This window comes from Nocardioides sp. P4_G10 (genome assembly GCF_056401175.1).
The window spans coordinates 15,941-25,366 of the sequence record NZ_JBFUJV010000003.1 but is presented as its reverse complement, the minus strand read 5'-3'; the positions used below and the strand labels follow the sequence as shown (position 1 = coordinate 25,366).

The 9,426-nt window shown below is 65.9% G+C and carries 19 protein-coding genes; all 19 read right to left on the bottom strand.

Features of this window, described 5'->3' with window-relative positions; all coding sequences use genetic code 11:
• Positions 1 to 32: 32 nt before the first annotated feature.
• Entirely contained in the window at positions 33 to 311 is a 279-nt protein-coding gene (locus AC1DP1_RS05550) for an HNH endonuclease (protein ID WP_477506006.1), read from the bottom strand.
• Positions 308 to 715, bottom strand: a complete 408-nt coding sequence (locus AC1DP1_RS05545; RefSeq protein ID WP_477506005.1) for an endonuclease VII domain-containing protein — start codon at positions 713 to 715, stop codon at positions 308 to 310. The genes AC1DP1_RS05550 and AC1DP1_RS05545 overlap by 4 nt, the downstream gene beginning before the upstream one ends.
• Positions 716 to 896: 181 nt before the next feature.
• On the bottom strand, positions 897 to 1,085 hold the full coding sequence (locus tag AC1DP1_RS05540; RefSeq protein ID WP_477506004.1) for a hypothetical protein: 189 nt from the start codon (positions 1,083 to 1,085) through the stop codon (positions 897 to 899).
• A 452-nt stretch (positions 1,086 to 1,537) separates the two neighbouring features.
• Positions 1,538 to 2,317 (bottom strand): ribonuclease H-like domain-containing protein, encoded by a 780-nt coding sequence (locus AC1DP1_RS05535; protein ID WP_477506003.1) that lies wholly within the window; start codon positions 2,315 to 2,317, stop codon positions 1,538 to 1,540.
• On the bottom strand, positions 2,314 to 2,496 hold the full coding sequence (locus AC1DP1_RS05530; RefSeq protein WP_477506002.1) for a hypothetical protein: 183 nt from the start codon (positions 2,494 to 2,496) through the stop codon (positions 2,314 to 2,316). Before AC1DP1_RS05530 ends, AC1DP1_RS05535 begins: the two co-directional genes overlap by 4 nt.
• Complete coding sequence (locus AC1DP1_RS05525) at positions 2,493 to 2,744, bottom strand: hypothetical protein (RefSeq protein WP_477506001.1); 252 nt, start codon at positions 2,742 to 2,744, stop codon at positions 2,493 to 2,495. The genes AC1DP1_RS05530 and AC1DP1_RS05525 overlap by 4 nt, the downstream gene beginning before the upstream one ends.
• 361 nt (positions 2,745 to 3,105) lie before the next feature.
• Positions 3,106 to 3,300, bottom strand: coding sequence for a hypothetical protein (locus tag AC1DP1_RS05520; RefSeq protein ID WP_477506000.1), 195 nt, complete (start codon positions 3,298 to 3,300; stop codon positions 3,106 to 3,108).
• 284 nt (positions 3,301 to 3,584) lie between these two features.
• Positions 3,585 to 4,208, bottom strand: coding sequence for a DUF7341 domain-containing protein (locus tag AC1DP1_RS05515; protein ID WP_477505999.1), 624 nt, complete (start codon positions 4,206 to 4,208; stop codon positions 3,585 to 3,587).
• Positions 4,205 to 4,471: a hypothetical protein gene (locus tag AC1DP1_RS05510; RefSeq protein ID WP_477505998.1), complete on the bottom strand. Its 267-nt coding sequence runs from the start codon at positions 4,469 to 4,471 to the stop codon at positions 4,205 to 4,207. The genes AC1DP1_RS05515 and AC1DP1_RS05510 overlap by 4 nt, the downstream gene beginning before the upstream one ends.
• Complete coding sequence (locus AC1DP1_RS05505; RefSeq protein WP_477505997.1) at positions 4,468 to 4,818, bottom strand: hypothetical protein; 351 nt, start codon at positions 4,816 to 4,818, stop codon at positions 4,468 to 4,470. Before AC1DP1_RS05505 ends, AC1DP1_RS05510 begins: the two co-directional genes overlap by 4 nt.
• Positions 4,815 to 5,381, bottom strand: coding sequence for a hypothetical protein (locus AC1DP1_RS05500; protein ID WP_477505996.1), 567 nt, complete (start codon positions 5,379 to 5,381; stop codon positions 4,815 to 4,817). Before AC1DP1_RS05500 ends, AC1DP1_RS05505 begins: the two co-directional genes overlap by 4 nt.
• Positions 5,382 to 5,580: 199 nt before the next feature.
• Positions 5,581 to 5,973 carry a hypothetical protein gene (locus tag AC1DP1_RS05495; protein WP_477505995.1) on the bottom strand — a complete coding sequence of 131 codons (393 nt, stop codon included), beginning with the start codon at positions 5,971 to 5,973 and terminating at the stop codon, positions 5,581 to 5,583.
• A gap of 300 nt (positions 5,974 to 6,273) precedes the next feature.
• Complete coding sequence (locus tag AC1DP1_RS05490; RefSeq protein ID WP_477505994.1) at positions 6,274 to 6,648, bottom strand: hypothetical protein; 375 nt, start codon at positions 6,646 to 6,648, stop codon at positions 6,274 to 6,276.
• Between the two features lie 98 nt (positions 6,649 to 6,746).
• Positions 6,747 to 6,977, bottom strand: coding sequence for a WhiB family transcriptional regulator (locus AC1DP1_RS05485; protein WP_477505993.1), 231 nt, complete (start codon positions 6,975 to 6,977; stop codon positions 6,747 to 6,749).
• Positions 6,974 to 7,156: a hypothetical protein gene (locus tag AC1DP1_RS05480; protein WP_477505992.1), complete on the bottom strand. Its 183-nt coding sequence runs from the start codon at positions 7,154 to 7,156 to the stop codon at positions 6,974 to 6,976. Before AC1DP1_RS05480 ends, AC1DP1_RS05485 begins: the two co-directional genes overlap by 4 nt.
• A 144-nt stretch (positions 7,157 to 7,300) precedes the next feature.
• Positions 7,301 to 7,621 (bottom strand): HNH endonuclease signature motif containing protein, encoded by a 321-nt coding sequence (locus AC1DP1_RS05475; RefSeq protein ID WP_477505991.1) that lies wholly within the window; start codon positions 7,619 to 7,621, stop codon positions 7,301 to 7,303.
• The gene (locus AC1DP1_RS05470; RefSeq protein WP_477505990.1) at positions 7,621 to 7,983 is read right to left on the bottom strand and encodes a hypothetical protein; all 363 of its coding nucleotides are present in this window, start codon (positions 7,981 to 7,983) and stop codon (positions 7,621 to 7,623) included. Before AC1DP1_RS05470 ends, AC1DP1_RS05475 begins: the two co-directional genes overlap by 1 nt.
• A gap of 163 nt (positions 7,984 to 8,146) precedes the next feature.
• Complete coding sequence (locus AC1DP1_RS05465; RefSeq protein ID WP_477505989.1) at positions 8,147 to 9,019, bottom strand: hypothetical protein; 873 nt, start codon at positions 9,017 to 9,019, stop codon at positions 8,147 to 8,149.
• Entirely contained in the window at positions 9,016 to 9,360 is a 345-nt protein-coding gene (locus AC1DP1_RS05460; protein WP_477505988.1) for a hypothetical protein, read from the bottom strand. Before AC1DP1_RS05460 ends, AC1DP1_RS05465 begins: the two co-directional genes overlap by 4 nt.
• Positions 9,361 to 9,426: the final 66 nt, after the last annotated feature.

The window sequence follows — 9,426 nt, the reverse complement described above, 5'->3', positions numbered from 1 at the left end:
GATGAGGGCATGGGGGTGGGGATGCCCACCCGTCACCAGGTTCGCGACGTGACGAACGTTCGGATGTTGAACTCGGGAACCTTGGCGGCCTTGGTCTGGTTGCAGGATCGGTGTGCGGCCTGCTTGTTATCCAGTGCGTCGGCGCCACCGCGAGCAAGGGGCAGGATGTGGTCGACCACGTATGACATCGGGTCTAGGTACGGCAGCGAGTAGTCGATGTCCTGCTCACAGATCCCACACGGTGGCCGACCTCGCTTGATGGCAGCTCGGTCACGGTCTCGGGTGGTGGTGTTGCGTGGCGCCTGGCTCATCGCTCGAGGTACTGAGCCGCAGACCTGAGCAACGCAGGGTCGTCACGGAACTTACCGATGGCGAAGTTGCAGGCAGCGCAGAGCAGACCACGTACCTTGCCGGTGTCGTGGTCGTGGTCGATGGATAGCGACTTGGGCTTGCCTCGGTAGGTCATGGTCTCGGGGTCGTGGCAGATGGCACACACGCCAGCCTGAGCTTCGTACATGTCTTCGTACTGCTCGGGTGTGAGGCCGTAGAACCGGAGGAGGTGACTGGCTCGCCTGAGTTCCTGGTCGATGGTGTGCCTTGTGCCTGCGACCTTGCGGCAGTCTCGGCAGCGTGGGTCTAGCCCGTCGCTGGTGGATCGGCTGCGGTGGTAGGCGTCAGGCTTCTTGGCTGTCTTGCACGTTGAGCAGGTCTTCATGCTTGGCCTCGCAGTCTCGAGCCAACGGGATGACCGGCCACCACTTGAGGCACAGGCTGCATTGCCACTGCTTGTCGTGGTCAGTCAGCGCCGCACTCCATGGCTGCACCACTGGCAGCAGTCGAGCACCAGCGGCGCACAGTGGTCACCGGTCCGACCACACATGCGGCAGGTCTCGGGGTCACGCATGGGTCTCGAGCTCCGATAGCAGGCTGTCGATGCGTGCGTGCTGCCTGGCGTATGCGTCGGATGCGGTGCCGGTGTATCCCTTGCGCCGCATGGCTTTGGCTGTGTCGTTGAGGTGACGCAGCGCTTCGACGAGATCCTCGCGCGTGGTGTCGTCCTTGATAACGATGGTCTCTGTCGTCATCTTGGCCCCCGTCACGGGATCAGGTCGTGCTCGGAGTAGGTGGTGCAGGACGATCCAGAGCATGGCTAGTGGTCGCAGGCGGAGCAGCATGGTCCGAGGTCTCGGTAGATGCAGCACCGGCAGTAGACCGCCGAGTGTCCGCAGCCTTTGCATCCGTCGTCCAGCGTGCGCACGTGGTCGCCGCTGTCCATGCGAGCGAGGTAATCAGCGAGACGGTCGTCGTCGCTCATGTCCACCAGCAGCCATCGTGTCAGGGTGAGGAGGTCGAGCGGTGTGCTTCGGTTCGAGGTGGTCAAGCAGTGCGGTGACGGCAGCGCGCATGGTGGCCTTGTTCGCCTCGGGTACGTCGGACCACGGCTTGCGGCTGCGCTTCTGCGTCTCCCATCCAGCATCAAGGGCGGCCGTTTCGTAGGCCTCGTGCATCACTTCGCAGAGACGCTCGAGGCGCCCACTCATCGCGCACCCCGTGTCACAGCAGCCCGGGCGTGTCGGGTCGACTGCACGTTGGCGCCACAGTCGAGGCAGCGATACAGCGTGTAGACGATCTGCTCGGCGAGCTTCGTGCCGTTGCGCTGGAGGTTCTCGCTCGAGCACTGGTTGCACGTACGGATCTCGTCGGACGCGTTGATCCCCATGTGCGGGTGACCTGGCATCCAGCCACGCAGCCGGTCGTACGCCTGCTCGGTGATCTTCACGTCGCCCACGTTGTAGCGGCGCATCTTGGCCTGAGCCTTGGCGTCACCATCGACACACTTCTCGGCAAGGACGGCGTCGTAGTGGCCGCTCTTGAGGTCGAGCCCGAGGCGGTAGCAGAGGTGTTGCAGGCTCTTCGACTCGAACCCGAACGTCCGCGAGTTGACGGCGTACAGGTCGACGTCTTTCCAGGGCCGCGGTGGTGGCATCCCGGCGAGCAGCCATTCGGACTTGAGGTGCTTGTTGTCGAACCGGACGCCGTTGTAGGTGACGACGATGTCGGCTTCGTCGTACATCTCCCAGATGCGTTTGACCATGTGGTCGGCGTCGTCCCAGACGGAGAGGAACTCGGTCTGCTTGGAGCCGTACCACTTGGCAGCGACACACAGGAGCGACGGGAGCTTCGTGAAGTTGTTGATGTGGACGAAGCGCGTCTTTTGGTCCCAGATGCGGGCGAGTCCGGGGAGGCGTTCGATGTCGACGATGAGGATCTTGGCGCCGGAGTTCTTGACCTGCGCGGCCACGTCGGAGATGGTCACCGGTTGCCCCCGTGACGCATCAGGCAGACGTTTGCCTCTTCGCCGAACCGGATGCTCCACTCGGCAATCTCGAGTTGGCCCGCGCGGTCATTGCTGAGGAACCACTCGACCCACTCTTCGGGGGTGGCCTGAACTCCGGGATTGGTCTTGTGCCACGGCGGGGTGCTCGCGTTCTTCATCGGAGCACCTCGCGCGCCGAGCACATGCCCCGTGCGTGCCGTGACAGCGCGTCATGCGGGATGGACGGCGAGTCCGGGTCGTCATGCAGCGCCTTCGCCAGCGCCCGGAACTGCACGCCACGGTCGGACAGCAGCCGGCGCAGGGTGGCCGCGTCCTCCGAGCTCATGCCGGAGAGGGCGTGGCAGGTGGCGCAGGTTCGCCAGGGGATCTCGTCGGTGAGCGATGCGGCGACGTCTTGCAGGGCCACGTCAGACCGACTCGAGGTAGGTCTTGGCGTAGTCAGCACGACACCAGTTCAAGCCGAGGATGTCGACGTAGACGATGTCAGTGCTGTCGCACATGTGGCACTTGTCCATGCGTTGCTCCGTTCGGCGGGACACGCGCCCGGATGGCGGGTGTCGCGGCGGGTGGTGCTGTGGTGCAGGTGATATCAGCGCGGTGATATCAGTTCTCGCCCTTGCCCAACGCGACCCACTGGCCGCAGATCGAGCAGGCGAGTGAGTCGCAGAACAGGCCGCAGCAACGCGGCGGTGCGACTCGGGGTGGGTCGGTGCGCGGGTCACGCCAGCCGTCGAGGGGCTCGCGATTCTCGAACGTTGTCACCATGCTCACCAGTCCCTATCCGGCGTTTCGACCTCGTGCGGCTTGTCCATGTGGGCCGTGAAGCCCAGTGGTGTCGCGTAGGTCGTTCCGCCGCTCAGATCCCGAGAGCAGTCCTCTTCGGCAGCCTCATACGGTGCCGATTCTGTGACGAGCTCGAGGTCGAGCAGGTCGAGGCCGAGGAAGCGGACGATGAGTCGCATCGGCTTCTCCCTGGCGTGGGGCAGTGGTCCCTTGCTCGGCTGAACGCGGCATCGGTAGTCGACCTGAGGCCGTGGGGCTCTGTGTGCCCCTCAGTGGTGAGCGTGGCGTTTCGCAGCGGCGTGGGGATCCTGCACAAATGCGCGAAGCCCCGCGGGTGGCGGGGCTTCGGCTGGGTGCTGGTTCTGCCTACCCGTGGGGTCGGCTGTACCGGCAAGGACTACGATAGCACATACACCGGGTGGTCGGGCAAGTCAACTCTGGTGATTTTGCTTGAATGGGTGTACTAGGCGGATTCCTCGGCGGCGGGCGCCTCGTCCTCGGCGTTCTCGAGGCGGATCCAGTCGGCCAGCAGTCCGATCTCGGACGGATCCCACAGGCTCCGACAGTCTGTGCAGTAGGCCATCTGGTCAGCGAGCTTGATCCGCAGCGACCGACGCACCTCGCAGACTGGGCAGGTGTTGTCTGGTCGCCAGGCTGGGGAGTCCCAGCCGGAGGTGATGCGGGCTTGGGTCCACCAGCGCTTCACGGCCCGTTCGATGTCGGCCTTGGTGTTGGCGTCTTGGCTGGCGTGGAGTGCGTGGACGCGGCGGATGCAGGCTTTTGTGTCGCCGGGGTCGTCCTCCCCGAGCTTCCTAACCCAGCGGGCGGCTTCGTCGTCGATGAACATCAGCGTGTCGATCGCTTCGACCGAGATCCCGGCAGCGGACGTGTATCCACCGCCGCCACCTTCGCCGCGGCTGGCGACGTTGGGTTCGTCGAGTTGGTCGATGAGTGGGGGGACCATGGTGAGGTGGGTGAAGATGGCGAGTTGGGTGCCGTTGCGGTGGCTGTAGGGCTCGCGGTGGGTGTGCGAGTCGACGAGCTGTTCGACGTGGTCGTGGATGTCGAGATGAGTGCTGGCAGTCACGCGATCTCCTCGGTTGGCTGGGTGGTCTCGGCAGAGAGAGCGAGGGCGCGTTCAACGCCCTCGCGGTCGGGGCAGTCATCGGGCTGACAACCACACTCCGGGTAGGTGTCCGGGAGCGCGTACACGTCCTCCACGGTCATGGGCCAGCAGATGGCCGGCGCCCGTTCGGTTGTCCAGGCGTCTACGAGGGCGAGGGCCTGTGCTTTGGTGTCGCGGTAGGTGGTGGGGTGTTGGGGGTGTGCGACGGCCCAGATCTCGGTCATGCGTCGGCCTCGGTGGGCAGCGACTCATCGACGAGTAGGGCCAAGTCGTCCGGCGCCTCCATGAAGCAATAGCCCTCGTCTTCGTCCTCGTAGGGAAACCGCCACATGGCACCTGGCATCCCGCAGTCGGGGCCATGTGTGTGCTCATCGAACGGAGTCGCGGCCGTGTCGCGGGAGTGGATATAGGCGGCGTGCTCATCGCAGGCTGCGCTAGTTGAGCCGTCCCTGAGCCACATGAAGTGCCTCGTGGCGCGCTCGGAGCACATCGGCTCGCGTACTCCGAAGTGGCACGTCGTCTCGCCCCAACTCCGCTCGGTGCCCAATTGCAGGGGCTTCGGCTCGCTCATGCAGATTCCTTCTCGTCGGTGTCGTCAGGGCGTTGGCGTCGGGCCTCGAGATAGGCCGCGGTGGGTGGTGTGGTCGGCTTCGGCGGCAGGCAGTGGTGTGCGCCGTCGTGGCCGGTGATGAGCTGGCAGGGCCAGTCGATCGGGCCGGCGAGACAGGTGCCCCGTTCGCCCAGTGGCCCGACCTCGGTGGGCGGCAGGCACTTGCTGCGGGCGATGAACTCGTGCCCGCTCGTTGCTGCCCGTCGCTCGCACTCGTCCTGCCACATGTCGCAGATGCCGCAGACCTTGTGCGGGTTCTCACCGCGACCGACTGTCTTGCCGGTATGCGTGGTGGTGACGTCACCTTCGACTGCCGCAGCTCGCCACCAGGGGCCAGCAGCAAGAACGCGGGCGGGGGAGGCGGTGTTGGACTCACAGGAGATCCAGGCGAGGGCGACGGCGACGTCACGTCGCGGCCTGTCTGCGAGGTTCTTGGTGATGAACGTCTTGAGCGAGAGGACGGGCCAGTCTGGTCGCATGACGTGGAACGCTGATGCGAGCCGCTCGATTTCGTGTTCGTTCATTGTCCATCTCCAAAGCCAATTGGAGCGGCGAGCGGTCCTAGGTGACGGTCACTTTGGATTTGGTCTGAACCACTGACAACCACAAGAGACAGAAGCCCGGAACATCTACTGTGTACTGCTACTGCTACAGGAGTCCCCGCTTTGGGATCCCACACCGGACTCCGGTGGCGGATCCCACTTGGGATCCCATCTGGGATGGCTACTCGGAGCACTTGGCACACTCCTCGATCGGTCCGGCGTGCTTCCATCGGAGGTGGTTGGCGAGGCGTCCGGCCTTGACCTTCTCGTCGCGAGCTCGGCGGATCGTCTCCGCGCTGTCCTGATGGGTCAGGTAGTCGTGAATGACCACCTCTCCGGAATGGGCAGGCTGGGGGCAGTCGGGACAGGCGTGCCCCTTGTCGTGCCATACGTCGCGGTTCACGAGGTCGCGGCAGTGCTTTGCCGGGACCCCTGCCGTGGCCGCGACGATGGCTGGATCCACCTCGCCGTCAGAGAGGTTCTGGGTTGACCAGAGGATGCCGACGACCGAAAGCCACTTGGTCTGCGCTGGTGCGCCCTTGAGCTTGCGGTTGACTGGCAGGTCGACCGCCATACGGGCGTACTGCCTTGGGTCCTTGGGCATCAGGCGTCGCCGCCATAGGGGCAGCCGTCAAGATGGGGCTGGTCTGCCCGCTGACTACATGCAATGAATCCGCAGATCCAGTGGGGCGGAATGGTAACGCCCTCGGTTGGTGGCAGAATGGAGGCCACGGCTAGCACTTCCTGTCATAGAGGTGGTGCGGGTCGAGCCCCGGAGTGGTGTTACCAGCACCTTCCGGGGCGCTTCTATTGTCCCACGGCGCACCCCTGGGACCGAAGCAATCCCTCGGTTCGATTCGGGCTGATCCAGTGCTCATGCCGCCTCCGTCTCACGCTGTCGACGGCGCTCGCGTCGTGCCTTCTGACCCGTCAGGTCGGACACGCTGATGCGGGTGTCGATGACGCGGTTGTGGTCCCGCGGACGAGCGGCGATGAGGGTGGTGAGTGCTTCCTTGTCGTGACGGGCGCACCACTTCTCGAGCGCCTCAACGGTCATTCCGAGCCGTTGCGCTGCACCGTCGAGGTTCTCGCCGGTCTCGGCCATCCAGCGCACGTCTTCCAGCCGTTCGGCGGTGTTGACAGTCGCCGGGGGGCGATTCGGGTCGCCACCATCCTTGGCGCGGTGGTAGTGCTTGAGGCAGTAGCCGCGGGAGTGGTGCTTGCGGTCGCAGTCCTCGACCGAGCACATGCGGGGGCAACGGTGAGCGTGGGTGTAGCCGTCGTCGGTGTGCTTGGCGGTGTGCGGGTAGAGCTGCCCCTTGCATCGGGTGCAGGTCAGTCCGGGTGTCATGCCGACCCCTTCGCTGCCCGCGGCCTGAGGAGCAGCCCAGCCCAGGTGCCTTCCGGTCCATGGCCGGGGATGATCTGCGCGCGGCGGGTCTCGAGGAGGTTCTGACGGCAGGCGTCGATGACCGGGCACATGCTGCACAGTTCCTTCGCGCGGTAGTGGCTGCTCAGGTCGGTGGCGTCGAACAGGTCGGAGCGGCCGAAGCACGGTGTCGGGTCGTCGTGGATCATCGCGAGCTCACCCCCGAACGGCGACAGGTGGTGCAGAGGCGCTTGCGCCCGGCCGTGTCTCGCTTGCGCCACTTGCATGAGGCGCAGAGTCCGTCCTGCACGGCGATGTCGGCGTGGTAGGCGTGACGGGCGGCGAGGGTGTCGCGGTTGTACTCGGCGAGGGCGGGGTAGGCGTTCACATCGCACCGCCCAGCTCGCACTCGGCGGCGTACTGCTCGCGGGACGGGGCTGGTCGGCCGGCCTCAAGGGCGGTGCCGAAGTCGATCACGTTCATGGTCGTTCTCCTGTGGTCAGCGCGATCAGGTCGCGCAGGGTCGTGGTGGTCATGCGGCATAGCCCCCTCGGGCCTTGCGTGCGGCGTTGGCGCGGCGGTTGTTCTCGGCCTGGGTGACGGCCTCGAGGTGCGATGGCTCGCAGCACAGGCGCTCGCCGCACAAGTGGTCGATATGCAGTCCCTCGGGAATGGGGCCGAATGCGAGCATGTAGGCGATGCGGTGCGGGCTGTCGTACCAGTTCTTGCCGTCGCGGCTTCCGCCGATGACGCCATATCCGAGCGGACGGGTCGCGCCAGTCCAGACGAGACAGGTGCCACGGCGCTCGAGCTTCTCGGCGAGACGGATGGTGATGGGTCGGGGAGCAGGCATCAGGCGGGCCTCTCTGTGGTCAGCAGCGCAACGAAATCGCGGAGGGTCATCACCACGTACTGGTCGAGCGGGTCTGCGTGGCCGCGCCGCTTCGCGACCACCACCCCCGCCAGTGCGTCGTCGTTACCGCGCTCGGTTTCGGCCTGGTCGACCCAGCCTGAGAGGTCGAAGCGGGCGTGGTCCTTGGCTTCGATCACGACGCGGTGACCCATGTGCCGGACGCCCCCGATGTCGCCGCGGTCCTTGTTGCCGGTCTTGACGCGGCGGTCGATGCGGTCGTCGATGAGGCTTGCGAGGCAGTCGGCGATGAGGCGTTCGAAGCGGGTGCCCGCTGTCTTTGCTGAGGCACGGGAGCGGGTCACGAGCAGACCTCCCACTCGGGAACGTCTCGGCTCTCGAGGGTGACCGTCTTGCCGAGCTCTCGGAAGTCCGCGATGCACGCATGTGCAGCGAGAGGGTCCGTCGTCTCAAGGAGCACGCGCACGGAACCCGTTGTCGTTTCATAGAGGACGCGGTACTCGGTGGTCATGCGGCACCGCCGCTAGCGGGTAGGGAGACGCTCTCGATTGACTCATCCGGTCCGCCCGCGATGATCGGGTCTGGCGTGTTCGCCGCGACACGCAGCAGGCCGAACCCCCTGGGCGCGGTTGCAGCCTCTCGCCGCCGTAGCTCGACCAGCAGGTCAGCAGCCACCCACGCGGTATAGGCAGGCGGAAAGCCTTCCTTGAGCTTGTCCCACGGCAGCGAACGGTGCGAGCCCATGACCTGTCGGCCGTGCTCGGCGTCGCGGGCCGTGTGGCCGCCCTCGGGCACCTTGTCCCCGGCGACGTGATAGACGCCAATCGGCTTCGGCTTGCCCTTGGGTCCGATCGGGAAGAGCGAGTGGTCGCACCCCTGCGCGCGGTACTTGCCACTCCCGGGCACCGGCTCGGGACGGCGCAGGGGGAAGTTGGCGAGGAACAGCCGGTGACGCTGGACCTGCAACCCAAACATCGAGCCGCAAAGGACGATCAGGGTCTCGCCCGGTCGTGGCGCCATGATCTCGCGGACGTGGCCGGAGCGGTCGTCCACGTTCTCGATGATCCACGGGGTGTCGTTGTACCGCTCGCGGACGACCGCGAGGCCGGGAGTGAGCAGGTCCGGGTACTTGCTGGTCCCGCCCTGTGCGGTTCGGAGGTGGCTCGCGGTCGTGTGCGCCTGGCACGGGAACGAGAAGTGTCGGGCGTCGGCAGGCGGCAGTCCGTCACGCAGCATCTGCATGACGTCGGCCTTCGTGAAGTCGTAGGGATAGTCGGGCTGCGGCTCGTGGTCGTAACCGTGGATGGCGCTCGCTCCGAACACCGAGGCGTACCCGTCAGCACCGAGGCCAGCGCAGCAGCAGTAGTCGTCGAGCTTCATCGGGCCTCCCGAGCGATGCGAGCGGAAGATGCGACCCACGCGCCGATGACGCCGCGCATCTCGTCCGGAACCGCGTCCCACCACTTGTCGCCGGGCTTCGACTGGGCCTCGATGGCCTGCGCGACCTGTTCGAGGATGCGGTCGGTGTTGACGCGCTTGGCAATCTCCTCCGCCACGTGCCGCCTGTGCATGCGCAAGGCCACGCCAGTCGGTCGCAGGATGGTGATGTCGCCTGCGCCGCAGGTGCATGCGTCGGTGAGCGTCGCCTGCATCTGGTGGGAGTTGAGTGCGATCTCGATAGCGTCGATCTCGGCGGGCTGACTCAGCTTCGGTCGGCTCATCGCTTGGCCCCCTTGCGCAGATTGAGCCAGGTGGGAATCAGGCAGCTCAGCGCGTACAGCGCGGCC

What these genes read in the sequence shown, in the direction of transcription:
- AC1DP1_RS05550 (WP_477506006.1), bottom strand. Translation starts at nt 311, where the DNA reads ATGAGCCAGGCGCCACGCAACACCACCACCCGAGACCGTGACCGAGCT.
- AC1DP1_RS05545 (WP_477506005.1), bottom strand. Translation starts at nt 715, where the DNA reads ATGAAGACCTGCTCAACGTGCAAGACAGCCAAGAAGCCTGACGCCTAC.
- AC1DP1_RS05540 (WP_477506004.1), bottom strand. Translation starts at nt 1,085, where the DNA reads ATGACGACAGAGACCATCGTTATCAAGGACGACACCACGCGCGAGGAT.
- AC1DP1_RS05530 (WP_477506002.1), bottom strand. Translation starts at nt 2,496, where the DNA reads ATGAAGAACGCGAGCACCCCGCCGTGGCACAAGACCAATCCCGGAGTT.
- AC1DP1_RS05520 (WP_477506000.1), bottom strand. Translation starts at nt 3,300, where the DNA reads ATGCGACTCATCGTCCGCTTCCTCGGCCTCGACCTGCTCGACCTCGAG.
- AC1DP1_RS05510 (WP_477505998.1), bottom strand. Translation starts at nt 4,471, where the DNA reads ATGACCGAGATCTGGGCCGTCGCACACCCCCAACACCCCACCACCTAC.
- AC1DP1_RS05505 (WP_477505997.1), bottom strand. Translation starts at nt 4,818, where the DNA reads ATGAGCGAGCCGAAGCCCCTGCAATTGGGCACCGAGCGGAGTTGGGGC.
- AC1DP1_RS05500 (WP_477505996.1), bottom strand. Translation starts at nt 5,381, where the DNA reads ATGAACGAACACGAAATCGAGCGGCTCGCATCAGCGTTCCACGTCATG.
- AC1DP1_RS05495 (WP_477505995.1), bottom strand. Translation starts at nt 5,973, where the DNA reads ATGGCGGTCGACCTGCCAGTCAACCGCAAGCTCAAGGGCGCACCAGCG.
- AC1DP1_RS05490 (WP_477505994.1), bottom strand. Translation starts at nt 6,648, where the DNA reads ATGTGCTCGGTCGAGGACTGCGACCGCAAGCACCACTCCCGCGGCTAC.
- AC1DP1_RS05485 (WP_477505993.1), bottom strand. Translation starts at nt 6,977, where the DNA reads ATGATCCACGACGACCCGACACCGTGCTTCGGCCGCTCCGACCTGTTC.
- AC1DP1_RS05475 (WP_477505991.1), bottom strand. Translation starts at nt 7,621, where the DNA reads ATGCCTGCTCCCCGACCCATCACCATCCGTCTCGCCGAGAAGCTCGAG.
- AC1DP1_RS05465 (WP_477505989.1), bottom strand. Translation starts at nt 9,019, where the DNA reads ATGAAGCTCGACGACTACTGCTGCTGCGCTGGCCTCGGTGCTGACGGG.
- AC1DP1_RS05460 (WP_477505988.1), bottom strand. Translation starts at nt 9,360, where the DNA reads ATGAGCCGACCGAAGCTGAGTCAGCCCGCCGAGATCGACGCTATCGAG.